This is a genomic window from Acinetobacter sp. ANC_7553, from assembly GCF_056779895.1.
The window spans coordinates 42,785-67,570 of sequence record NZ_JBWYIV010000007.1 but is presented as its reverse complement, the minus strand read 5'-3'; the positions used below and the strand labels follow the sequence as shown (position 1 = coordinate 67,570).

18 protein-coding genes are annotated in these 24,786 nt (G+C 41.0%); 11 read left to right on the top strand and 7 right to left on the bottom strand.

What is annotated here, in order from left to right:
• Positions 1-21 precede the first annotated feature (21 nt).
• Positions 22-2,547 (bottom strand): penicillin-binding protein PBP1a, encoded by a 2,526-nt coding sequence (gene ponA, locus AC1M9I_RS07060; RefSeq protein ID WP_481610860.1) that lies wholly within the window; start codon positions 2,545-2,547, stop codon positions 22-24.
• A gap of 168 nt (positions 2,548-2,715) precedes the next feature.
• On the opposite strand from ponA, the gene AC1M9I_RS07055 reads away from it, so the two are divergent.
• The 11 genes from AC1M9I_RS07055 (at position 2,716) to AC1M9I_RS07005 (ending at position 18,258) form a co-directional block, all read left to right on the top strand.
• Positions 2,716-3,774 carry a pilus assembly protein PilM gene (locus AC1M9I_RS07055; protein WP_035263966.1) on the top strand — a complete coding sequence of 353 codons (1,059 nt, stop codon included), beginning with the start codon at positions 2,716-2,718 and terminating at the stop codon, positions 3,772-3,774.
• On the top strand, positions 3,774-4,400 hold the full coding sequence (locus tag AC1M9I_RS07050; RefSeq protein WP_035263969.1) for a PilN domain-containing protein: 627 nt from the start codon (positions 3,774-3,776) through the stop codon (positions 4,398-4,400). Before AC1M9I_RS07055 ends, AC1M9I_RS07050 begins: the two co-directional genes overlap by 1 nt.
• Positions 4,397-5,125, top strand: coding sequence for a type IV pilus inner membrane component PilO (locus AC1M9I_RS07045; protein WP_481610859.1), 729 nt, complete (start codon positions 4,397-4,399; stop codon positions 5,123-5,125). Before AC1M9I_RS07050 ends, AC1M9I_RS07045 begins: the two co-directional genes overlap by 4 nt.
• Positions 5,125-5,652: a pilus assembly protein PilP gene (locus AC1M9I_RS07040; RefSeq protein WP_481589152.1), complete on the top strand. Its 528-nt coding sequence runs from the start codon at positions 5,125-5,127 to the stop codon at positions 5,650-5,652. Before AC1M9I_RS07045 ends, AC1M9I_RS07040 begins: the two co-directional genes overlap by 1 nt.
• A 19-nt stretch (positions 5,653-5,671) precedes the next feature.
• Complete coding sequence (locus AC1M9I_RS07035) at positions 5,672-8,161, top strand: type IV pilus secretin PilQ (RefSeq protein WP_481610858.1); 2,490 nt, start codon at positions 5,672-5,674, stop codon at positions 8,159-8,161.
• A gap of 36 nt (positions 8,162-8,197) precedes the next feature.
• A complete protein-coding gene (gene aroK / locus AC1M9I_RS07030) occupies positions 8,198-8,737 on the top strand; it encodes a shikimate kinase AroK (RefSeq protein ID WP_481610857.1) in 540 nt (179 codons plus the stop codon).
• A gap of 25 nt (positions 8,738-8,762) precedes the next feature.
• Positions 8,763-9,842: a 3-dehydroquinate synthase gene (aroB, locus tag AC1M9I_RS07025; RefSeq protein WP_035263978.1), complete on the top strand. Its 1,080-nt coding sequence runs from the start codon at positions 8,763-8,765 to the stop codon at positions 9,840-9,842.
• Between the two features lie 14 nt (positions 9,843-9,856).
• Complete coding sequence (locus AC1M9I_RS07020) at positions 9,857-10,702, top strand: hypothetical protein (protein WP_481596119.1); 846 nt, start codon at positions 9,857-9,859, stop codon at positions 10,700-10,702.
• Positions 10,703-11,116: 414 nt separating this feature from the next.
• Positions 11,117-15,592: a glutamate synthase large subunit gene (gltB, locus tag AC1M9I_RS07015; RefSeq protein ID WP_481610872.1), complete on the top strand. Its 4,476-nt coding sequence runs from the start codon at positions 11,117-11,119 to the stop codon at positions 15,590-15,592.
• 72 nt (positions 15,593-15,664) lie between these two features.
• The gene (locus AC1M9I_RS07010; protein ID WP_481594764.1) at positions 15,665-17,086 is read left to right on the top strand and encodes an FAD-dependent oxidoreductase; all 1,422 of its coding nucleotides are present in this window, start codon (positions 15,665-15,667) and stop codon (positions 17,084-17,086) included.
• Between the two features lie 281 nt (positions 17,087-17,367).
• Positions 17,368-18,258, top strand: coding sequence for a metal-dependent hydrolase (locus tag AC1M9I_RS07005; RefSeq protein ID WP_481589148.1), 891 nt, complete (start codon positions 17,368-17,370; stop codon positions 18,256-18,258).
• A gap of 31 nt (positions 18,259-18,289) precedes the next feature.
• Here the strand turns inward: AC1M9I_RS07005 and AC1M9I_RS07000 are convergent, their stop codons facing one another.
• The 6 genes from AC1M9I_RS07000 to AC1M9I_RS06975 are packed head-to-tail and all read right to left on the bottom strand — an operon-like array spanning position 18,290 to position 24,509.
• Positions 18,290-18,676, bottom strand: coding sequence for a Na+/H+ antiporter subunit G (locus AC1M9I_RS07000; protein WP_092767413.1), 387 nt, complete (start codon positions 18,674-18,676; stop codon positions 18,290-18,292).
• 15 nt (positions 18,677-18,691) lie between these two features.
• A complete protein-coding gene (locus tag AC1M9I_RS06995; RefSeq protein ID WP_092767266.1) occupies positions 18,692-18,967 on the bottom strand; it encodes a monovalent cation/H+ antiporter subunit F in 276 nt (91 codons plus the stop codon).
• On the bottom strand, positions 18,964-19,488 hold the full coding sequence (locus AC1M9I_RS06990) for a Na+/H+ antiporter subunit E (protein WP_481610871.1): 525 nt from the start codon (positions 19,486-19,488) through the stop codon (positions 18,964-18,966). The genes AC1M9I_RS06995 and AC1M9I_RS06990 overlap by 4 nt, the downstream gene beginning before the upstream one ends.
• Before the next feature lie 3 nt (positions 19,489-19,491).
• Positions 19,492-21,303 (bottom strand): monovalent cation/H+ antiporter subunit D, encoded by a 1,812-nt coding sequence (locus AC1M9I_RS06985; RefSeq protein WP_481610856.1) that lies wholly within the window; start codon positions 21,301-21,303, stop codon positions 19,492-19,494.
• The gene (locus tag AC1M9I_RS06980) at positions 21,303-21,668 is read right to left on the bottom strand and encodes a Na+/H+ antiporter subunit C (protein WP_092767259.1); all 366 of its coding nucleotides are present in this window, start codon (positions 21,666-21,668) and stop codon (positions 21,303-21,305) included. The genes AC1M9I_RS06985 and AC1M9I_RS06980 overlap by 1 nt, the downstream gene beginning before the upstream one ends.
• A 3-nt stretch (positions 21,669-21,671) precedes the next feature.
• Positions 21,672-24,509: a monovalent cation/H+ antiporter subunit A gene (locus tag AC1M9I_RS06975; protein ID WP_481610855.1), complete on the bottom strand. Its 2,838-nt coding sequence runs from the start codon at positions 24,507-24,509 to the stop codon at positions 21,672-21,674.
• Positions 24,510-24,786: the final 277 nt, after the last annotated feature.

Genomic DNA, 24,786 nt, shown 5'->3' with positions numbered 1-24,786 from the left:
CTTTTAGAGGGCTTTATTTGGTTATTGAACTTGATTAATCAAATTTTCGATTGAATCTCGTTTAACTTGTGGTGTTGAATTCATATCCGGTGGTATCGACGACGTCGGAGTTAACGGTTGATCGGTATCTGGTAGATCATCAAAATCGCGATCATTCGTTGGTGCTACCACTGGGGCTGGGCGGTAAATCGGACGAGCTAAAGGTGGAGTTTTATCTTTTTGCTCATGGTTTAATGTCTGTACACGACCACGTTGTTCTCGACTTAAAGGAGCTTTTGCATTTTTATCTAAACTTACCCAAGCATATGGTGTATTGGCAAGAGACTTCTCCATAAAGTCACTCCAAATTGGAAGAGCAGCGATACCCCCATATTCACGACGACCTAGCGTAGTCGGTTGGTCGAAACCTACCCATGAAACTGCGACTAGATTGCCGTTAAAGCCAGCGAACCAAGCATCTTTTGCATCATTGGTTGTTCCTGTTTTACCTCCTAAATCACCACGACCAATTTTTAATGCTGCGCGACCAGTACCATGCTGAATTACGTCTCGTAAAATATTCGCCATATCAAATGCTGAACTGGATTTTAAAATTCGATGTGCTTGACGATATTGGCTACGCTCTTCATCGGTTAAAGTGGGTTGCTTATCCTCTAAAGACTGATTGGTAACTTCAATAATTTCGTCGTCTGGTGTTGTTGCTTCAGCAGAGGTTGTATCTTGCTTCTGAGATTTAATACATGAAATACATGCGTATTCTGGATTGGCTTGATAAATCACTTTGCCGTAAGCATCCTCAATACGGCTAATGAAGTGAGGTTGCACGCGGAAACCGCCATTGGCAATTGCGGCATAGCCTGTTGCCATTTGCACAGGGAGTACTTGAGGTGTTCCTAATGCAATCGTGTAGTTACGTGGAATCTGATCATCCTGCAAACCAAAATCCATAAACAATTGGCGAGTACGTTCTAGACCAACTGTTTGTAAAAGGCGAACAGAGACAGTATTACGTGACAAATATAAAGCGCGACGTAATGGAATCATCCCCAAATAGCGCCCATCAGAATTGCGTGGTGACCATTTACCAATGGTAATGGGGTTATCACTAACCATGGTATGCGGCGTCATACCTCGTTCAAGTGCAAGCGAGTAGACAAATGGTTTGATAATAGAGCCAGGTTGACGCCAACCTTGCAGCGCACGGTTAAATTTCGATTGATAAAAATTATATCCACCAACGATCGCGACAATTGAGCCATCATTTGGGTTAAGTGCAATTAACTGACCTTGTACACGAGGCACCTGTACCAAGGACCACATACTACGATTTTGATTTGGACGTAGACGAACAATATCTTTGACTTTTACAATTTGTGAAGCATTGCTAGGTGCACCACCCACACTATTGGCATTGCGATAGCGTCTCGCCCAAGACATGCCAGACCAAGGAACAGTGACTGATGAACCATCTTGTAAAGTTGCTTCAAAAGAATTACTTAAAACTTTAGTGACTTCAGCAGGGTAGGTGTTTGCAAATGGTACAAAGTCTTTTAAGGGTTTGTCATGGGCTTCTGGGCCACGCCATCCATGACGACGGTCATAACTTTCTAAACCAACACGAACTGCTTCTTCGGCAAAGGCTTGACGATTGTAATCAATAGTGGTGTAAACCTTATATCCTGAATCGATCGCGAGATCGCCGAATTTTTTGACGAGTTCCGAACGAACCATTTCACCGACATAAGGGAATTTATTGTTAATACCGCGATCAGGCATGTCCAAAGCGATAGGCTCTGATACAGCATCTTCATATTCAATTTGGCTGATATAACCCAACTGTAGCATACGACCTAAAATCCAATTGCGACGTTCTAACGCACGTTCAGGATTGGCCACAGGATTATACTTAGAGGGTGCTTTAGGTAATCCTGCAATCATTGCCATTTGGGCAATTGAAAGATCGTCTAAATTCTTGTTGTAATAAATTTTTGCTGCTGCGGCGATGCCATAAGCATTTTTACCGAGGAAAATTTTATTGACGTAGAGAGTTAGAATTTCTTCTTTTGATAATTTTTGTTCGATTTTACGTGCTAAGAAAATTTCGGTGAGTTTGCGCTTGAGAGTTCGTTCTGGTGTTAAATAATAGTTTTTAGCCACCTGCATGGTAATTGTAGAACCACCAGTTTGAATGTCAGAACCCGTGATCGATTCACTGACTGCACGTCCTAAACTTTTAAAACTAATACCGCTATGCTCAAAAAAAGAAGAGTCTTCTGCAGCTAAAAAAGCATGAATAAAATCTTGTGGGATTTGCTCATATTCAACTGGAACAGAAAGTTTGCCACCATATTCTGCGATTAATTGGTTATCTGCTGTATAAACTTGCAGCGGTTTTAATAATGGAGCCTTCTTAAAAGCAGTCATCTCTGGCAAAGATGGTGCAATATAGAGATACATTCCATAAAAGCCCATTGGAATTGTGACTAAGATAATGATAATCAGCAAAAAAAAAGGGTGAATCTGTCCACAACAAGATAGCTTTTTCATAACAAGTAAGTTTTAATAGGTGCTAAAGGCAAACTAATAGAAGGTCAGTATAGCTTCTCATTTAACAGAATGTTAGTTGAGTTATTATATCCGCAAAAAAATTAGACCAAGTGTAGTTAGTTTGTATTGTGCTGTTGTTGGGGACAAAAAAATAATAGGAATTGCATTGTGCTTAGACTATATCGTAAGCCAAATAAGGGGTTAGTGGGGGTAGATGTTAGTTCGACCTCTGTTAAGCTATTAGAGCTATCAGTTAAAAACGGTCGCTATTGGGTTGAAAGTTACGGGTTAAGTCCATTGGTTGATGGGAGTGTTGTTGAAAAAAACATCCTCAATCAGGATAACGTGGCTGATGCTTTAGAGCGCGCGATTAATATTGCAAATCCGCAATCGACGAATGCTGCTTTTGCGGTACCTACATCTATGGTGATTCACAAGGTCATCGAGATGGATGCCGACATGAGCGATGATGAGCGTGAAGTTCAGATTCGTATGGATGCTGAGCAATATATCCCATTCCCACTTGACGAAGTCAGTTTAGACTTTGAAGTGCTTCCTGAGCGATTAAACAATCCAAACAGAGTGAACGTTCTACTCGTTGCGACACGTACTGAAAACGTGGACTCTCGTATTGAAGTATTGGATTTGGTCGGCCTTACCCCAAAAGTTGCCGATGTTGAAAGCTATGCACTGGAACGTAGTTTTGAAGTCTTTGCAGATACATTGCCGATTGGTGCAAATCTTGTTGGTGTTCTTGATATTGGTCATACCATGACGACTTTATCAGTTATGCAAAATGGCAAAATTATTTACACGCGCGAACAAGTGTTTGGCGGTAAGCAATTGACTCAAGATGTGCAAAATCGTTATGGCTTATCTTATGATGAAGCTGGGCGTGCTAAAAAAGACAACACCTTACCAGATGACTTTGAAACAGAAGTTTTAATGCCATTCCTTGATGCAGTGATTCAACAAGCAGCGCGTTCATTACAGTTCTTTTTCTCTTCTTCTCAATTTAACGAGATTGATCATATTTTATTGGCGGGTGGTAATGCCAATATCCCAGGTCTTGCAAAAATGATGCAACAAAAATTGGGATATCGCGTCACTATTGCTAATCCATTTTTACAAATGGGCTTTTCTCCTCAAATCGACCTGAAAAAAATAGAAAATGATGCACCATCATTATTGGTGGCGTGTGGCTTGGCATTGAGGAGTTTTGATTAATGGCTAAAATTAATTTACTCCCTTGGCGCGAAGAGCTAAGAGAACAGCGAAAAAAGCAATTTGTTTATATCTGTATCGCAGTGGTATTACTTGCGATTTTATCGGTTTTAGCAGCTTGGTTCTTCTTGAATCATAAATTGCAAGACCAAGAACAAGCAAACCAACTTATTGTAAGCACCAATCAAAGTTTAGACGTTCAATTAAAATCCTTGGAAGGATTGCAAGAACGTCGAAATGCAGTGATTGAGCGGATGAAACTGATTCAAGGTCTTGAAGGTCAACGACCTGTTACTGTGCGTTTAGTAGATGAATTGGTACGTGTTGTTCCTGAAACGGTGTATCTGACGAAATTTACCCGTACTGGTAATAAATTTACCATCGAAGGTAAAGCTGAAAGTCCGAATGCGGTAGCAGAGTTATTACGTGGTTTAGAAGCTTCCCAGTGGTACCGAAATGCATTTATGAATTCATTCTTGGCTGCGCCAGAAGTGAAGGAAAAAGCACCTAGTTCGGTAATCCCTCGAGTTGAAGAGTCTTACGGTACATTTATCGTAACTGTCGACTTGGGTGCAATTGCTCAACCGACATCAGAGATGGACGCGAATAATGTGGGAGGCGCACCATGAGTCGTAATGATTTAAATGATTTTGATTCAGATGCCACTGCACCTAAAAAGAAGTCCATGACTGTTGAAAAGTTCTTTCAGCAATTTAATACTTTGGACTCCAATAACTACGGTAGTTGGCCACTGTCTGTAAAAATTACCTGTTGGATTTTTATTTTCCTATTTGTTTGTGCTATTGGTTACTTTTTGGTGATTAAACCAAAACTTGAATCCATTGATCTTGCTAAAGCACAAGAGGCAAATTTACTGACAGAGTTTAAAGAAAAGGATTCTAAGCTCCGTAATTTGCAACAATACCAAGCACAGTTGCAACAAATGGAAATGAATTTCAATGAGCAATTACAACAATTGCCAAAAGAAACAGAAATTCCAAGTTTAGTTGAGGACATCAACTTAACAGGTGTGAATTCAGGACTCAAATTTAAAAATATCCGTCTCGAAAATGAAGTGGCTCAAGAATTCTTCATTGAGCAGCCAATTTCGATAGAAACGACAGGTGATTATCATTCATTTGGGCGTTTTGTGAGTGGAATTGCGTCTTTACCGCGTATCGTGACCTTACATGATTTTGTGATTACAGCGACGCCAAGTACAGATAAAAAATCTGATATTCCACTGATCAATTATTCATTAAAAGCCAAAACATATCGTTATGTTGCATCGACTGAAGATACGGTAGGTTCAGCGGTTGTTCCACCAGCTGATATGCCACCAGGAGGACAATAATGAAATCATTTAAGCTTTTGTGCGGATTAATTATTGCAACGACTTTGGTGGGATGTGATTCGCGTATTGATGCGGTCAATCAAGAAATGGCGAATATTCGTAGCCAGCCGCCTTTACCCATAGAACCGGCACCTGTATTTAATCCAGTTCCAAATTTTCTTTACTCGGCACATCAACTTCGAAGTCCATTCTTGCCAAACTCATTGGCAACAGAGCTAAGAATCATGTCGGGTAAACGTGTTTATCCTAATTTTAATCGTCAACCACAGCCTTTAGAAAGCTATGCATTGGAAACGTTAAACTTCAAAGGAAGTTTAAAACGTAACAATGGCCAGATTCTCGCTTTGATTCAAACCCCTGATGGTGAGATTGAGCGTGTGCAACGTGGTAATTACATGGGGATGAACCAAGGGCGCATCGTGAAGATAACGCCGACTCAAATCGATCTGATTGAAATTGTTTCAGATGGTCGAGATGGTTATATCGAAAGACCAAGAAGCTTAGTGTTGCTTGGGCCTGTTGGTTAAGACGAGTTAAGGAATAACAATGAAAAAGAGTATGCAAAATTTCTGGGGTGGGGATCGACAGTATATGAACCGTTTTCTTCGTCAATTCGCTATGACCACTGTTTCTATAGCTGTTATGCAGGCAGCGGCGGCTAAAACTACGATGACCAATATTGTGCCTTTGCAGGTGCCAGGTCAAGGAACAGAAATCCGTGTCATGTTTAACGGATTACCTCCACAGCCACAGTCATATCAATTGGAAAATCCATCTCGACTGGTTTTGGATTTTATGCAGGCAGGTCAAACACTGGCGAATACTAAAATACCTGTGTCGACCACTGAAGCAAACTCAGTTGAAGTCATTTCTAATGATCAGCGTTCACGGTTAACTGTCAATTTAACGCAGAAAGGTAGCTACACGACACGTGTTGAAGGCAATACCTTTATTTTAAAAATAAATAACCCGAACTCTGTGAAAGTGGCAACACCAGCGGTGCCAGTGGTTACACAAGCCAAAGCAGTAGAACCAGCGACTAAACCAGGTGTTTTAAAGCCAGTCATACGTCCTAATCTGACGAATAACGTTACACCTGTTGCGGCTACAGCTGTGGCAGAGACACCAGTAACGCCAACACCTGTGATTCCTGTTGCAGCACAGCAGGTATTGAAACCAACTGCACCAACGCCTACGGTTTTAAGACCTGCCGCTCCACCTGCACCAGTGGTTCGTCAGCAAGTTACAGCACCTGTACCACCTCCAGTAGCTCCTGTTTATCAGCAGCCTGTTGCGTATACACCGCCAGCACCTGTCGCTTATCAAGCAGTACAACAAGGACTGCAAGATATTGGTTTTGAGCGCGGTAGTGCAGGTGAGGGACAAGTTGTACTGAATTTAAAAACAGCAGATACACCAGTAGATGTACAACAGCAAGGTAGCAAAGTTGTGGTGCGTTTCCTCGGTAACAAAATTCCATCGCATTTGGTGCGCCGTTTAAACGTTAATGATTTTGCCACGCCAGTCTCTACAGTAGACGCTTATAATGATAAGTCGAATGGTGTAATTTCCATTCAGTCGAGTGGTAGCTTTGAATATATGGCTTATCAAACAGATGGTAAGTTAACGATCAGTCTAAAACGCCCAGAAGAGAAAAAAGGCTTAAGCAGCCAAAATCGTACACCGAAATATACAGGTAATAAGATTTCTCTCGACTTCCAAGACATTGAAGTGCGCCGCGTATTACAATTGTTGGCTGATTTTACCGGCATTAATATGGTGACTTCGGATTCAGTTCAAGGGAATATTACATTACGCTTAAAAGATGTGCCTTGGGATCAAGCGCTTGATATTGTAATGAAAACCAAGAACTTGGATAAGCGTCGCAACGGAAACGTGATTTGGATTGCACCTGTTCCAGAATTGATTAAAGCCGAAGAAGAAGAGGCGAAAGCCATTGCACAAAGTGTGAAATTAGCACCATTACAAACCGAATATATTCAATTGAGCTATGCCAAAGTTGAAGATATTGAAAAGTTGATTACTGAAGGTCGTAACAGTCGTTCATCTAATGGTAATAATACAAACTCAACAACTGACCCATTGGGGGACAGTGTCGGGTCATTATTAAGTCCACGTGGTACAGTTTCAATTGATCCACGTACCAATACATTGATTATTAACGATACAGTTCAAAAAATTGATCAAATTCGCAAGATGATTGATTTACTGGATGTTTCTGTAAAACAAGTCATGATCGAAGCTCGTATTGTACGCGCGACAACAGATTTCACAAAAGAAATGGGTGTGAAATGGGGTGTAGTATCGAAAGGTGTTGCAACCAATAATGATCTTTTGGTTGGTGGTAGTGATCAAACGCTGTGGGATTTAAAATCACCAAGTGAGGATGGTCGTTATAATATTCAACGTCCTGATAACTTAAATGTGGATTTAGGTGTGGCTGGGGCTGCAGGTAAAATTGCATTTGGTTTAATCAATATGTCTGATTTTATGCTGGACCTTGAGTTGTCGGCACTACAAGCTGATGGCTACGGTGAAGTTATTTCTACCCCAAAAGTTCTCACTGCTGATAAGCAACAAGCGAAAGTTGCTTCAGGTCAGGAAATCCCTTACCAAACCACTGAAACTGCAGGTGGTGCTGCAACGGCGACGACTTCCTTTAAAGAAGCGTTGTTAAGCTTAGAGGTAACACCAAGTATTACGCCTGATGGTAAAATTCAAATGAAATTGAACATTACCAGTGATTCACCAGCAGGTTATGCACAGAATGGGGAAATCATTTTGAACAAAAATCAAATTGATACCAATGTGCTTGTGAACAACGGTGAAACTGTGGTGCTAGGTGGTATTTTCGAGCAAGAAACGATTTTTAACCAAACCAAGGTGCCTTTCTTTGGTGATATTCCTGCTGTTGGTCGTCTATTCCGTAAAGACAGTAAAACAGAGAATAAGCGTGAGTTATTAATCTTTGTGACACCAAGAATTGTTAATGACAGGCAAACTAGAAACAATTAATATAGTTTCAATGAAAGCAATTCAATAGGTGACTCCTTGCCAAGCAAAGAGTTTGAAACCCTACCGAATATTTATTTGGTAGGGCCCATGGGAGCTGGTAAAACAACCGTTGGTCGACATCTTGCAGATTTACTTCATCGAGAGTTTCTTGATAGTGATCATGAGATAGAAAGAAAAACTGGGGCGACCATCCCATGGATTTTTGAGAAAGAGGGTGAACAGGGATTCAGACATCGTGAATCACTGGTAATTGATGATTTAACATCAAAACAAAATTTAGTTGTTGCGACGGGTGGCGGTGCAGTTACTCAGTCGATTAATCGATCTTATCTAAAAGATCGAGGTATTGTGATTTATCTTTATACTCCCGTAGAAATACAACTTCAAAGAACCTACCGTGATAAAAATCGACCTTTATTACAAGTCGAAAATCCTGAACAGAAATTACGTGAATTATTGAATATTCGTGATCCGCTGTATCGTGAAGTTGCACATCATATTATTGAAACGAATCAAGGTGCTGCGCGTGATTTGGCACAACGTATTCTTAATGTGATTGTCGCAAAAGAATTTTAAATTTGTTTTATTGGCTTATAACATCATGCAAACCTTATTCGTTGAACTCGGTGAACGCCGTTATCCTATTTTCATTGGTAGTGATTTAGATCCGCAACAATTACTTGAACCCTATATTCATGGGCAACAGGTCATGATTGTCACCAATGAAACGGTTAAACCGTTGTATTTAAATCACTATGTATCAGCTGTGGAAGGTTTAGGTAAAAAAGTTGAGACATGTGTTCTACCTGATGGTGAATGTTATAAAAATATTGAACATTTGAATTTAATTTTTGATGCCTTGCTTGAGGCAGGATTTAACCGAGATTGTACAGTGCTTGCCTTGGGTGGAGGGGTGATTGGTGACATGGCTGGATTTGCATCAGCTTGTTTCCAACGCGGAGTGTATTTTATTCAAGTCCCGACTACGCTGCTATCGCAAGTCGATTCGAGCGTTGGCGGTAAAACTGGAATCAACCACTCATTAGGCAAAAACATGATTGGCGCATTCCAGCAGCCACAGGTCGTACTTGCGGATATGGCGCAACTTAAAACATTGCCTGAGCGTGAGTTATCAGCAGGTTTGGCTGAAGTCATTAAGTATGCCCTATTAGGAGATGTTGATTTTCTTGCATGGCTTGAGGAAAACATGGATGGTCTGGTTGCACAACATCCAGAATTACTTGCTGAAGCAGTGTACCGCTCTTGTGCACATAAAGCGCGAATTGTGGCCAATGACGAGAAAGAACAGGGTGAGCGTGCATTACTGAATTTAGGTCATACCTTTGGACATGCGATTGAATCTTATCTGGGATATGGTGAGTGGTTACATGGTGAGGCTGTGGCGACGGGAATGGTGATGGCGGCAGATTTATCTTATTTAATGGGGTGGATCACAGAAGCTGACCTTGAACGTACAAAAATTATCATTCAACGTGCGAAATTACCGATAAAATGTCCTCAAATTCCACTTGATGAATTTTTGGCATATATGTCTCATGACAAAAAAGTCCTGAATGGTCAATTACGTTTAGTGCTCTTGAAGTCGCTAGGGCAAGCAGTAATTACCAAAGAGTTTGATGTGGAATTAATGAAACAAGCGATTTTACGTAATCAAGCATAATCTTAGGTTTTCTCATGACGGTACGCCACTCATCCCCACGCACAGCGCAACAATATATTTGGTTGATCGGTGGCATACTGTTTTTAGTCGCATCTTTTGTATTCTGGATTTTGACTGATAGTAAAGAGTTGGTTACTCAGTCTAAGCAAATTGAAGAAACTCAAGTCCAGATTCAACCTGAAAAGGTGGCAGCAACAAATTATTTGGGCGGGCTGACTGATCAAGTGCGACCTTTGGAATTAACTGCGCGTAAAGTGGCTTCAGGAAACCATTTGCCTGAATTTAGAGGCACAAAGTTTATTCAAGACAATAAAAATAATTATTTTATCGAACTATTTCGCGTTACCAATGAAGATGTAATTAAAAGTTTTCTTAATAAGCAAACTGATCGTAAACCATACATTTATTTTCGTTTGAGTGGTGAGGATCAAGTTGAACAGTACATTTTGGGTTATGGGCTGTTTATGGGGGAAGGTGCTGCCAAGACAACTTTAAATGGATTGGATTTAAAGTTACCACCTTCTGTAGCGCCTAAAGTTGCTGGCTTTAATCAGTTTGTGGGTCAAGTCAATGACATGGGTTCTGAAGAACTAACAACTGCAAAATTATACGAAATTAAATTACGACCTGCAGCGGTACCATTGATTGATGAGTCATTGCTGGTTCGTCCTAAGCCAACCCCTGTGGTTGATCCTGCTAAGGCAACAACCAATGTGACTATTACAAGAAAAGATCAGTCAGGAAATGTGGTTGATGTGAGACGTTCGCAATCGAATGTTGACCCTATTTCGAGCGATAATTCAAAGAATAATACGGATAAGCGGAATCAAGAGGCTCAAATTAGTGATCCATTTAATTAAAATGTTATAAAATGGCGCAAAATTAAACGAAAGCATAATAAATTTGCACATCATTGGTGCGATAAAGTGGTTCTAATTTGGTGCCTTTTCGGTTAATAATGACAAAATAATTGAAATAAAACGCTTGCACGGAATAAATAAATATTGGCATAGATTTTGCTTTTATTGGTGCACTGATTAAGTAAATTGTCCCTATTTTGGAGCGAAGACCTTAATTTAGTGTGCGATTTAGTCAAATTGATCTGCTTTAAATGGGTGCAAATCGTCTCGTACATTTGTGAAATTAAATCAGAAAAGACGTTCAATAACGAAAGACATACAGAATCATGTCTTTGTTTTATAAAGAAATCGTATTTGAAGAATAGATAAGTTTTGCCCAATGAGGGCCATGTTGATGAAGGGTACGCTATGCACATGCCATCGCCTAATACTGTAGCTCCCGCTAAAGGTCTATACCAACCGGATGAGTTTAAAGATAACTGTGGTTTCGGATTAATCGCCCATATGCAAGGTGATGCGAGTCATGACTTGGTCAAGACCGCGATTCATAGTTTAAGTTGTATGACGCACCGCGGTGGTATTGCTGCAGATGGTAAGACGGGTGATGGATGTGGTCTACTGTTGGCTATGCCTAAGCAATTCTTCCGTGAAGAAGCAAAACGTTTAAGTGATATTACACTCAGTGAAATTTTTGCAGTAGGTACAGTTTTTCTTAGCCTAGATCCTGCAATTGCTGCACATGCAAAACAAGTGCTGACTAAAGAAATTGAATCAGAAGGTTTGCGTGTAATTGCATGGCGCTTAGTGCCAACCAATAATGAAGCATTAGGCTCAATTGCGATGCAGTCTTTGCCAGCATTTGAACAAGTAATTGTTAACTGTCCAATGGGTGTTGAAGAAGTTGAGTTTAACCGTAAGTTATTCTTGGCTCGACGTCGTGCTGAACAAAAATTAAGTCAAGATAGTTCATTCTACGTTACAACACTTTGTTCAACTGTGATCTCTTATAAAGGCTTAATGATGCCTGAAGCGATTGCAGATTTTTATACAGATTTGGCTGATCCACGTTTGGAATCACACATTGTAGTGTTCCATCAGCGTTTCTCAACCAATACATTGCCACGTTGGCCATTGGCACAACCTTTCCGTTACTTAGCGCACAATGGTGAAATTAATACCATTACAGCAAACCGTAACTGGGCGATGGCACGTACACCAAAGTTTGAAAACCCGCTCTTACCTGGTTTAACTGAGCTCAACCCAATCGTAAACCGTACTGGCTCTGACTCTTCAAGTTTAGACAACATGCTCGAGATCTTGGTTGGTGGAGGTATGGATTTATTCCGTGCACTACGCATGCTCGTTCCACCAGCATGGCAAAACGTTGAAACTTTAGATGCTGATTTACGTGCATTCTATGAGTTCAACTCTAAACATATGGAAGCATGGGACGGGCCAGCAGGTCTTGTGATTCAAGATGGTCGTCATGCGATTTGTATGCTTGACCGTAATGGCTTACGTCCTGCACGTTGGGTAATTACTAAAAATGGTTACATCACACTTGCATCAGAAATTGGTGTCTGGGGTTATGAACCAGAAGATGTGGTCTCTAAAGGTCGTGTTGGACCAGGTCAGATCTTAGTCATTGACACTTTCACTGGTAAATTGCTGGATACTAAAGACGTCAGTAATCATCTGAAAAAAATGCGTCCTTATCGTCAATGGTTGCGTGAAAATTCAGTGCGTATCCAAGGCAGCCCTGAGTTAGAAGAATATCTATGTGATCAAGGCTTAAAAGGCGATGCTTTAAAAGCAGCGCAAAAAATGTTTATGGTGACATTTGAAGAGCGAGATCAGTTATTACGTCCAATCGCTGAAAGTGGTCAAGAAGCAGTAGGTTCGATGGGCGATGATACGCCGATGGCAGTATTGTCTCGTCAAGTACGCCATGTAACAGATTACTTCCGTCAACAGTTTGCTCAAGTAACTAACCCACCAATCGATCCATTACGTGAATCGATCGTAATGTCTTTAGAAACATGTTTGGGTCGTGAACAAAATGTATTTGAACAAGGTCCAGAGCATGCGGATCGATTAATTATTTCAAGTCCTGTACTGTCAAACTCTAAAATGCATCAAATTCGCACTTTAGGTCGTAAGGGCTATGAGATTACAGATATTGATCTAAACTATGCAGAGACTGAAGGTCTAGAAGCCGCGATTACACGTATTTGTGAAGAAGCAGCGCAAGCAATTCGTGATGGCAAAACCCTATTGGTGATTTCCGATAAGAAAATCCGTGAAGGGTTCTTACCAGCCAATGCAGCGATGGTAACGGGTGCTATCCACCATTACCTCATCCATGCAGGTTTACGTACAGATGCAAACATTATTGTTGAAACAGCTTTAGCGCGTGATCCACACCAGTTTGCCGTAATGCTTGGCTTTGGCGCAACAGCAATTTACCCATATCTTGCATATGACGTCATTAATGATTTAATTGCGAAAGGTGAGTTGTTAGGTGATCCGATTCATGCACAAGCGAATTTCCGTAAAGGGATTGAAAAAGGATTGCTGAAAGTCCTTTCAAAAATGGGTATTTCGACTGTTGCTTCATATCGTGGTGGGCAGTTATTTGAAGCTGTCGGTTTATCTGAAGAAGTTGTTAATAAATGCTTCACAGGTGTTCCAAGCCGTATTAAAGGTGCTACTTTTGTTGATCTTGAAAATGATTTGAAAAAATTAGCAGAAACCGCTTGGAAATCACGTAAGCCAATTGAGCAAGGTGGTTTGCTGAAATTTGTATTTGATAAGGAATATCACGCTTTTAATCCTGATGTAATTAATGCTCTACATAAATCTGTACGTTCTGGGAAATATGAAGATTTCAAAGAATATGCTGAGCTTGTAAATAATCGTCCAGTGGCAACCATTCGTGATTTATTTAAACTCAAAACAGAAAATTCAATTCCACTGGATCAAGTTGAATCTGTAGAAGCGATTCTTCCGCGTTTTGACTCTGCAGGGATGTCTTTAGGGGCATTATCACCAGAAGCACATGAAGCGATTGCCATTGCAATGAATACAATTGGTGGTCGTTCGAACTCAGGTGAGGGTGGTGAAGATCCAGCGCGTTACGGCACAATCCGGAACTCAAAAATCAAACAAATCGCATCAGGTCGTTTTGGTGTAACGCCTGCTTACTTAACTTCTGCAGAAGTACTGCAAATTAAAGTGGCACAAGGTGCAAAACCGGGTGAAGGTGGTCAGTTGCCAGGTGGTAAAGTGAATGGCTTAATTGCACGTTTACGCTACTCTGTACCGGGTGTGACATTAATTTCTCCACCACCGCACCACGATATTTATTCAATCGAAGATTTATCGCAGTTAATTTTTGATTTAAAACAAGTTAACCCTCAAGCGATGGTCTCTGTAAAACTGGTATCCGAGCCAGGTGTGGGTACGATTGCTGCGGGTGTTGCAAAAGCCTATGCTGACTTTATTACCATCTCTGGTTATGACGGTGGTACAGCAGCATCGCCATTGTCTTCGATTCATCATGCGGGTTCGCCATGGGAGCTTGGTCTTTCTGAAGCGCATCAAGCCCTTCGTGTAAATGATTTGCGTGGTAAAGTTCGCGTTCAAACGGATGGTGGTTTAAAAACGGGTCTAGATGTCGTGAAAGCAGCTATTTTAGGTGCGGAAAGCTTCGGTTTTGGTTCTACACCAATGATTGCGTTGGGTTGTAAATACCTCCGTATCTGCCACTTAAATAACTGTGCGACTGGTGTAGCGACTCAGCAAGATCATTTGCGTCAAGAGCACTATATCGGTGAACCACAAATGCTCATTAACTTCTTCACCTTTATTGCTGAAGAAACACGTGAGTGGTTGGCTGCATTAGGTGTATCAAGTTTGAAAGACTTGATTGGTCGTACCGATTTACTAGAAATGCTACCTGGTGAAACAGATAAGCATGCTCACCTAGATTTAAGTGCTTTACTTGAATCACATCCAGCTGCTGAAGGCAAAGCTCAATATTGCGAAGTCGAAGGAAATGCACCATTTGATAAAGGTGTTTTGGCTGAGTCTATGATCGCAGAAATATTGCCTGCGATTGAAGCTGGTACAGGTGGTGAATACAGTTTTAGCATTGGTAACTGTGACCGTTCTATTGGGGCACGTGTTTCAGGTGAGATCGCTCGTCGCTATGGTAACTTAAGTATGGAAGCACACCCTGTTAAAGTGAATTTGACAGGTACTGCTGGACAATCACTTGGTGTATGGAATGCGGGTGGTCTGCATATCAAGCTTGAGGGTGATGCGAATGACTATGTGGGTAAAGGTATGGCGGGTGGTCGTATCTCAATTTTCCCACCGAAGGGTTCTCCATTCCAAACACAAGAAACAGCGATCATTGGTAACACATGTTTATATGGTGCAACAGGCGGTAAATTATTTGCTGCAGGTACAGCTGGTGAACGTTTTGCTGTTCGTAACTCAGGTGCGTTCGCGGTGATTGAGGGTGCTGGAGATCACTGTTGTGAATACATGACAGGTGGTATTGTGACGGTACTGGGTAAAGTTGGTCATAACTTCGGTGCAGGTATGACAGGTGGTTTTGCTTATGTACTTGATTTAGATAATGACTTTGTTGATCATTATAACCACGAGTTGATCGAGCTTAATCGTATTTCGACCGAATCAATGGAAGAACATAAAGAGTTCTTAAGCCGCATTTTAGATGAGCATATTAAGGAAACTGGTAGTGCTTGGGCGTACAAGATCCGTAACGAGTTTGATTTCTACAGCCGTAAATTCTGGTTGGTGAAACCAAAAGCTGCAAACTTGCAGACTTTATTAAAAACAACTCAAGCTGATCCTCAATAATTCCACTACTGCAGATATATAGGCAGATGCAGCTGAACTAACAATAGACTGCATCTACCCACGGAGAGAGACATGGCAGAACGCCTTAATAATGACTTTCAATTCCTGGATGTCGCACGCCAAGATCCAGAGAAAAAAGATCTCAACGTCCGCAAAGCTGAGTTTGTGGAAATTTATAAACCCTTTACAGCTGAAGTTGCGAAAAACCAAACACATCGCTGTTTAGGTTGTGGTAACCCTTACTGTGAATGGAAATGTCCAGTACATAACTATATTCCAAACTGGTTAAAACTGATTGCTGAAGGTCGTATTTTTCAAGCAGCAGAGCTTTGCCACCAAACCAATACACTACCGGAGGTGTGTGGTCGAGTTTGTCCTCAAGACCGTTTGTGTGAAGGTGCATGTACACTAAATGATGGGTTTGGTGCGGTGACCATTGGAAATGCTGAAAAGTATATTAATGATACGGCATTTGCATTGGGCTGGCGTCCTGACATGTCTCATGTCAAATGGACAGATAAAAAAGTCGCGATTATTGGTGCAGGCCCTGCAGGTCTAGGTTGTGCGGACATTTTGGTGCGCAATGGTGTTAAACCTGTCGTATTTGATAAGCGCCCAGAAATTGGTGGTTTGCTGACCTTTGGTATTCCTGAATTTAAGATGGAAAAGGACGTGATGAAACGTCGTCGTGAAATCTTTACAGGCATGGGGATTGAATTCCGTTTAAATACAGAAATTGGCACAGACATCACTATTGATCAATTGCTTGCTGATTATGACGCTGTCTTCATGGGTATGGGAACATACACATACATGAAAGGTGGTTTCGCAGGTGAAGATTTGGAAGGTGTTTATGATGCGCTTGATTTCTTAATTGCCAATGTGAATCGTTGCCAAGGTTGGGAGAAAGATCCTTCAGAATTTATCAGTGTGGAAGGTAAGAAAGTTATTGTACTCGGTGGCGGTGATACTGCTATGGACTGTAACCGTACTTCAATCCGCCAAGGTGCAGCATCTGTCACTTGTGCATACCGCCGCGATGAAGAAAACATGCCAGGTTCACGCCGTGAAGTTAAAAATGCGCGAGAAGAAGGTGTTGAATTTCAGTTCAATCGTCAGCCGATCGAAATCGTGGGTGAGAATGGAAAGGTCACAGGTGTTAAATTTGTGACGACTCAACTCAGTGAGCCTGATAGTCGTGGTCGTCGCAGTCCTGAACCGATCCCAGGTTCAGAGGAAATCTTACCTGCTGATGCAGTGCTGTTGGCCTTTGGTTTCCGTACAAGCCCTGCAGAATGGTTTAATGATGTAAGTATTAATTTAGATGGTTCAGGTCGTGTCGTTGCTCCTGAGCAGCAACAATACAAGTTCCAAACTTCTAATCCGAAAATCTTTGCCGGTGGAGATATGGTGCGTGGTTCTGACTTGGTCGTAACTGCGATTTGGGAAGGACGTCAAGCTGCTGAAGGTATTTTAGATTATCTTGATGTTTAAACGAGAACACGTCTTACAAAAAATCCTACTTCGGTAGGATTTTTCATTTATATGCATGACTTGTTTGACAATCACTTGTTGAATATTCGAAAGTATCCAATTTAAGAACTATCTTAAGAATCATGTAATTAAATTAAAAAAGAGAATGGAGTTGTAATTGAATTTGCGACTCTATTGGCAAAAAATATAATTTATTTGTCTGTGTGGTTATTTTTGCAATATTAAATCTGATTTATTCTGACAGTATGAGTAAGAAATGCTATATCCATATAGGCTCTAAAATGACAACTACACAAATCGCCAAAGATAAATCTTATTTAAATCGTCCAAAAGCGATTGGGATTACCGTACGACGTTTAAATTATAATCCTAAAGCCATTCGACGCCATTTTTTCGCGAATTCTCCAGTCATGTCACATTTGTTGACAGCACTTTCTTCTACCTTTCCAATTGGTGAACAATTTTTTGTTCATAGTGTTCGTAATGTACGAGATAAAGTGAAAGATGAAAAATTACAAGCGCAGATTGCAGCCTTTATTGGTCAAGAGGCGATGCATTCAAAAGCACATGCGGAATTTAATGACGCTTGGCGCCGTGATGATTATCAACTTGATAACTTTCAAGCATGGTTAGCGCGACGCGATGAATTTATTCGTACTACCCATCCAAAATTGCAGTTAGCAATTACCTGTGCTTTTGAGCATTTTACAGCGTTATTGGGTGGTTATATTCTTCGTCATCCTGAAGTGCTGTCGACCTTAGATGAAGATGCAACTAAGCTTTGGGTGTGGCATGCAATTGAGGAAATCGAGCATCGAGCAGTTGCATTTGATGTCTACCAAGCGGTATATAAAGATACCAAAGTGCGCCGCAATATTATGCGTAGCGTAACCACAGGTTTTGCGAGTCTTACATTTTATTCAGCAACTCGATTATTTTGGCAAGATCGTCGAAAAAGCTTACCGAAGGTCAGTGGAAACTTATATGGTATTTACTTAATTTCTAAAATGATGATCGAGCTAATTCCAGAATATTTATCATATTACAAAGAAGATTTTCATCCTTCTGAAATTGACTATACGGATATCGTGAATCATTGGAAGGCAAAATTAGCTGAAGAATATCAAGTGGAAGGCTTCCAAGAGCATCCCCAACCTGTACTATATAGCTAACAAAAAAACCTAGCGAAAGCTAGGTTTTTTATTACTTAGATGAGTCTTGATTAAACTGACGCATTCTTCTTTGGCGCTGCCAAGGGAGAGGGCGGTCTAGTGCTTCGGGAACATCACCTGATGTAGAGCGTAAACGTAAATGTAATGCAGCTTGTGCAATTAAATTTGCCGATACAGGCGCCGTAATAAAGGCAAGTAATGTAATCAGTAGTTCAGCAAACCCTAAGCGACTATGAAAGGCTGAATAAATCATAGCTGCTATTAAAAAACTACCTAAGCCTAATGTGCTCGACTTTGTAGGGGCATGCAGACGCATGAATAGGTCAGGCAATTTCACCATTCCAATTCCACCTACAAGTGTAAAAAAGGCACCATTGATCAGGAAGAAGGAAACTAAGATTTCCATAATCAGCTGAATATTCATAGTTTTCTCCTAGTCCACCACATGGCCTGTCGTAAAATAGCGAGCTAATGCTGCTGTCGATACGAAACCGAGCATGGCTACCAATAGTGCACCTTCAAATAAAGAGGTGCTAGCCCAATAAATTCCTAGAACCACAACTAAACACGTAGCATTCAGAAATAAAGTATCTAATGCAAGTAGTCGATCAACCATTGAAGGACCGATTACAAGACGGATTAGACAGAGCAACATTGAAATCGTAATTCCAATTAAGCTAATTCCCAATACATAAGGAAGAATGATCATTGAGAATCTCCTTGCTGTTTTACATGGAAAATTGCGATGAGAGGCGCTTCGTAGCGCTGTTTGATTTCTAAAATATCAGCCTCTGGATTGTCTGTATTAATCGAGTGAACAAGAATATCTCCACGTTCTTGGTCGATTCCAGCACTGACTGTACCAGGAGTAGTCGTAATGATCATTGCCAGTAAACTGTTTACTTGGTCATGATCCGTATCTAGAGGTACCCGATACCACTTAGGGTGTAGACGATCAGTAGGTCCTAGGACTTGTTTAGCAACACGAATATTACTGATGATAATGTCCCATAACACAACAAAAACCAGTTTAACTGCTAAATCCCAATGAATATTGGGTGTACGAACGATAAAAGGTTGTACTAGCTTAGGAATGACTAAACCAATAAGAATAGCAACCAATATATCAAACAATGCTGTGCTGTTAGCCAACATCAGCCAACTGATAGCCACGATAACTGAAACAAAAGGATGTGGCATGATTCGATCAAATAGAGAGCTCTTTTGTATCATTTACTGCTCCATCGGTTGAAGCTTAGATTGGGCTTCTTCAGGTTGTCGCTGGTTCAATTCTTGTTCTTTGATTTGACGGCGCTTGAACTCTGAGATGTGGTCGCCCTCAAGTGATTTTTCACTTATAACATGTGGAATATAATGTGCATTTGGGTCTGCAAACTCTCCGCCGTATTTTGTTTCTGGAAGATAATTGGGATCAAATGGTTGTACACTAATTACTTCACCACGTTCATCCATTTTTAAAACAGCAGTAATATATTGTTCTGAATCATTTAACTGATTTGCAGTTTGTTGAATATACTGTGTGACTGGATGAGCAAATATCACATAAGCGATTAAACTTATAATAAAGACAAAAATTGTGGTGTCATTACGTGGAGGTGCCTTGCTTGGTAACTTTTGATATTCATGATAAGACTCTTGATTAGGGTCATTTTCTGGTACAGTTGAACGCCATAAAATAACGAATCCTAAACGAGTGAAAGCTATGATACTAAGCAAGCTCACAATCAGAATGACAATAATAATGAGCAATTGATAGCTAGATACAGAGGCCGCTTGAAGGATAAATACTTTTCCAAAGAATCCACTGAAGGGTGGAAGCCCTGCCATCATGAGTGCAATAATGAAGAAGCAAATCGAAACTAGCGTCTGCTGTTTCATGATTGGTGCGATTTTTAGATGATCTTTGAATGCACCACGCTGCGAAGTAATCCAACCGCATAGCAAGTAGAATGCAGCGGCAATAATCGTACTATGCACGAGGTAATATAGCGCTGCAGCCCAAGCATCTGCAGTCATCAGAGAAAGGGCGATTGCAATCGTTCCTATAGACGATAGGATCATGAAACCAACAAAACGACGCATTCGCTCTGCACCAATCGCACCAATTACACCATAAATAGTCGTAATTAAACCAATTGGAAGCAGCCAAGTGCTGAGAATTTCTCGCGAAAGCTCATCGGTGAATACGGTTCCATTCACACGTAAAATGGCATAGATACCCACTTTGGTCATGATGGTGAATAATGCGGCTACAGGGGTCGTGGCGACGGCATAAGTTTTAGGTAGCCATAGCCCGACAGGGAGGATTGCAGCCTTGATACCAAAGACTACAAACAGCATTAATCCACCTGCAACTGCCATATTGTACTGATCACCTTCAAGTGTACGTACAATTCGACCCACATCAGCCATATTCAGGCTACCAGTATTACCATAAATCATCCCTAAGCCAATCAAAAAGAATGCAGAGGCTAATAGGTTGATCGTTACATAGTGAATACCAAGCTGGAAACGTGCTTTGCCTTGACCATGTAGAAGCAATACATATGAAGCCATCAACAGCACTTCAAAGAAAACAAACAGGTTGAATAAGTCGCCTGTTAGAAATGCACCACATAATCCCATGAGTAAAAAATGGCTCATCGCATGGAAATAGCGTCCACGTTCGTCCCATTCTTTACTTGCAAACCAAATAATGGGTGTCGCAAGGGCATAGGTGAGCACGAGCATAAAAGCTGCCAAACGATCTAGTACAAGTACAATGCCAAAAGGAGCTGACCACTCGCTTAAACTATATACAAAGATTTGACCAGAGTTCGCCTGAATTAAGTAAATGATTGCAGTCGCTAAACCAAGGAAAACTGATGTTAAACTGATTCCACGACGCCAAGGTTGACGCCAGTCATGCGCTAAAGATCCTGAACCTGGATTACCCAATAGCACTAAAATAAATGCAGTAAATGTCGGAATTAAAATACTTAAAATTGGCGAGTGAGTGAGCCATAAATCATAAAAATTCATCATTAAGGCTCATCCTCTCTTGGGTCTGTATTAATTATTTCTTCTTTAGAGTCAACATGATCAGTACCCGATTCATAACGACTTCTCAATGCTAGTTGCACGATAAAAGCAGTTGTGGCAAAACCGATTACAATTGCCGTTAATACAAGTGCTTGAGGTAAAGGATCAGTGACTTGTGTGGCATTGGTTAAAATCGCAGGTGAATTTAATTGAATCCGCCCCATTGCGAAGAGAAATAAATTGACTGCATACCCTATCATGGCCAAGCCTAGTACGACAGGGAAAGTGCGGGCACGTAAAATCAGATAAATACCAGTGGCAACCAATAATCCAATAGCGGAGGCGAGTAAAAATTCTAAACTAATCATTCTTTACTCCTTCGGTACAGGGCCGGTGATGCTTGAGTTGCGTGAGTCACCTAAAACGGAAATCATGAGCATTGTTGCACCAACGACTGTGACATAGACACCAACATCAAATGCTGCCGCAGATGGCAAATGCATTTTTCCAAGAATGATCGGCTCTACATAAATATGAGCGCTGGTCAGGAATGGTCGACCCCAGAACCACGCAGCGACCCCAGTCAGACCAGCAACAGTTAAGCCAGTACCAATCCAAATTTCATAAAGACGCCCAGACTTTGCTCGTAAGAGTTGTTCTGTGTGATCTTGACCTAGCGCAATGTACTGAATCACAAGTGCCATGGATGTAATAAGACCTGCGATAAAGCCACCCCCTGGAAGATTATGTCCGCGTAAGAAAATATATAAGCTGACGACTAAGGCAATCGGAAGGACCCAAGATGCGGTCATTCGGAACATTAACGGTGACGGATTAAAGCGATAGGTTAAACCTTGTGTAATGGTCGTACCATGTGCCCGCATTCCATCCATTAAACACAATGTTCCAATTGCGGCAATACCCAGTACTGTGATTTCACCAAAGGTATCAAATCCACGGAAATCGACTAAAATTACGTTCACAATATTTGAACCACCACCGAGCGGTAGAGATTGTTGAACAAAGAACCATGAGATTGAATTGTGATCACGCGTTAGAATCATCCAAGTGATCCAACCGATTCCTAGGCCTCCGATGATTGCAATCACCGCATCTCTCCAACGACGAGTGCGTGAAGATTCATAAGGCGTAAGTTGTGGTAAGAGGGATAGACTCATCAGAAGTAAAACAGTTGTGACAACATCGACTGTGATTTGTGTGAGTGCCAGGTCTGGTGCTGACATCGTAACAAAGACCATCGTCACGACAAGACCGATTGCTCCACTGATAAGAACGGCTTTAATGCGTTCATGGTGAAACCAAAGCATCATCCAGCACGCTGAAAACAGTAATAACCAAAGCACGATTGCAACCAATGGTGCATGCGTCAGTTCGCGTGTACCTGCATAAATACCTTGACCAATGAGAGGCATGGAGACTAAAGCAACAGCAAAAATTAATATCCACAATAAATAGTTTTGTAGAGAACCTGTTTCTGTTGCTCTTTTTAATTTGCGCGAATTTAAGAGCAAATGTTTGAGAAATAGATCAAACAGGACTTTACCTTGAAGTTTGCCAAGTATTGGATCAAGGTCAATGTCACGAATTCTACTGTTCTTCGCAAGACTAAAATAAAAAATAATACCGCCAATCAATGCAATCGCACTCATCAATAAAGGCACGTTAAAGCCGTGCCAGATTGCTAGATGTACGCCTTCAAAAGCTGGAAGGTTGGTGCTTGCTCGTGCACCAGCATTGACGATATCGCCTACTAAGAGCGCTGGTAATAGACCCACTGCAATACATAATGTAGCTAATAAAATTGCAGGTGCACGCATACCAATTGGTGGTTCATGCGCATCTTTATTTGGAATCGCTTTGCCTAAATCACCATCAAAAAATACGCCATGAACTAAACGAACAGAATACGCGACAGCAAACAGACCTGCGAGTGTTGCAATAATTGCTGCGAAGATACCAACACCACCCGAGAGATTCGCTAATAGTTCAGTAAAGAACATTTCTTTGGATAAGAATCCATTGGTCAGTGGTACACCAGCCATTGATGCTGCGGTGATCATGGTTAAAGTCGCTGTAAATGGAAGTAACTGCCATACTCCACTGAGTTTTCGTAAATCACGTGTACCTGTTTCATGGTCGATAATACCAGCGACCATGAATAATGCGGCTTTAAAGGTCGCATGGTTAATGATGTGAAAAATAGCTGCAGCCACAGCGAGTGGTGAACCAATCCCCAGTAAGCAAACGATCAAGCCTAAATGACTAATGGTGGAGTAGGCGAGCAAACCTTTTAGATCTTCCTTAAAAATGGCAAAGAACGCGGCCATACATAAGGTAAATAAACCAATGAATGTGACGAGGTTATGATACAAAGCAGAACCAACAAAGATGGGCATTAAGCGCGCCAGTAAGAAAATTCCGGCTTTCACCATTGTCGCTGAATGCAAATAAGCTGACACGGGTGTTGGAGCAGCCATTGCATTTGGCAACCAAAAATGGAAAGGGAATTGAGCACTTTTGGTGAATGCACCTAAAAGAATAAGGAGCAAGGCTGGCACAAATAAATGACTCGATTGAATCTGCGCCGTCATATTGAGGATTTGATCAATTTGATATGTGCCAGTGATTTGACCTAAGAGAATAAAACCACCGAGCATGGCTAAACCACCCATACCCGTGATGGTTAAGGCCATTCTTGAGCCACGCTGTGCTGCTTCGTAGTTACTCCAATAACCCACTAAAAGAAATGACGAAATACTGGTCATTTCCCAAAAGACAAGAAGAATAAGTAAATTATTAGAAAGTGAAATGCCGAGCATGGCGGCCATGAACAGCATCAGTAAGAAATATAGCTTACTTAGAGAGTTTTTATGATTTAAATAATAATAAGCATAAATATAAATGAGCGTCCCAATCCCTGTAATAAGGAGGGAGAAGATCAAGCCTAATGCATCAAGTCTAAAGCTTAAGTCGATACCAAACTGTGGTAACCATGACCAATGTTCAGAGAGGACTTGACCTTGAAAGACGTCTTTGGCTTGAGTCAGCAACAAGATAAAACTTGTTAAGCTGACTCCAATTGCCCCTAATGCTGTCGCCCCGCGAGAGATTTTTTGCAGCCAGAGGACAAGAAAAGTGCCAAGTATTAATGGTAACAATATAATAATCGGTAGCACACTCGTATCCATAGAGTTGTAGGCCGGAACCTATGATGAGTTTTATCTTTCAAAAGCTTGAGGATGGCAAAGAGTCATCCAACTACTTAAACTTTGAAAGCCGAACGAATTTTAAAAACAAAAACAAGTTGTGTTGCGCAACTTGGAAAGCTAATGCAAAGAAATAGACATTTTTTGATTAAAAAATGAATGAGTAGATTTTATTACATGTATAAAATTACATCAAACTTTTTAGCTACACAATTCAGAATTATAGCGAAAAAAAGCTTAAATTTCTGTTTAAATTGAG

Excerpts from the sequence above, each read along its gene's own strand:
- AC1M9I_RS07035 (WP_481610858.1), top strand. The coding sequence starts at position 5,672 with ATGAAAAAGAGTATGCAAAATTTCTGGGGTGGGGATCGACAGTATATG.
- AC1M9I_RS07010 (WP_481594764.1), top strand. The coding sequence starts at position 15,665 with ATGGCAGAACGCCTTAATAATGACTTTCAATTCCTGGATGTCGCACGC.
- AC1M9I_RS06975 (WP_481610855.1), bottom strand. The coding sequence starts at position 24,509 with ATGGATACGAGTGTGCTACCGATTATTATATTGTTACCATTAATACTT.
- AC1M9I_RS07020 (WP_481596119.1), top strand. The coding sequence starts at position 9,857 with ATGACGGTACGCCACTCATCCCCACGCACAGCGCAACAATATATTTGG.
- AC1M9I_RS07040 (WP_481589152.1), top strand. The coding sequence starts at position 5,125 with ATGAAATCATTTAAGCTTTTGTGCGGATTAATTATTGCAACGACTTTG.
- AC1M9I_RS06980 (WP_092767259.1), bottom strand. The coding sequence starts at position 21,668 with ATGATTAGTTTAGAATTTTTACTCGCCTCCGCTATTGGATTATTGGTT.
- aroB (WP_035263978.1), top strand. The coding sequence starts at position 8,763 with ATGCAAACCTTATTCGTTGAACTCGGTGAACGCCGTTATCCTATTTTC.
- AC1M9I_RS07045 (WP_481610859.1), top strand. The coding sequence starts at position 4,397 with ATGAGTCGTAATGATTTAAATGATTTTGATTCAGATGCCACTGCACCT.
- AC1M9I_RS06985 (WP_481610856.1), bottom strand. The coding sequence starts at position 21,303 with ATGATGAATTTTTATGATTTATGGCTCACTCACTCGCCAATTTTAAGT.
- AC1M9I_RS06995 (WP_092767266.1), bottom strand. The coding sequence starts at position 18,967 with ATGATCATTCTTCCTTATGTATTGGGAATTAGCTTAATTGGAATTACG.
- ponA (WP_481610860.1), bottom strand. The coding sequence starts at position 2,547 with ATGAAAAAGCTATCTTGTTGTGGACAGATTCACCCTTTTTTTTTGCTG.
- AC1M9I_RS07005 (WP_481589148.1), top strand. The coding sequence starts at position 17,368 with ATGACAACTACACAAATCGCCAAAGATAAATCTTATTTAAATCGTCCA.
- gltB (WP_481610872.1), top strand. The coding sequence starts at position 11,117 with ATGCCATCGCCTAATACTGTAGCTCCCGCTAAAGGTCTATACCAACCG.
- AC1M9I_RS07050 (WP_035263969.1), top strand. The coding sequence starts at position 3,774 with ATGGCTAAAATTAATTTACTCCCTTGGCGCGAAGAGCTAAGAGAACAG.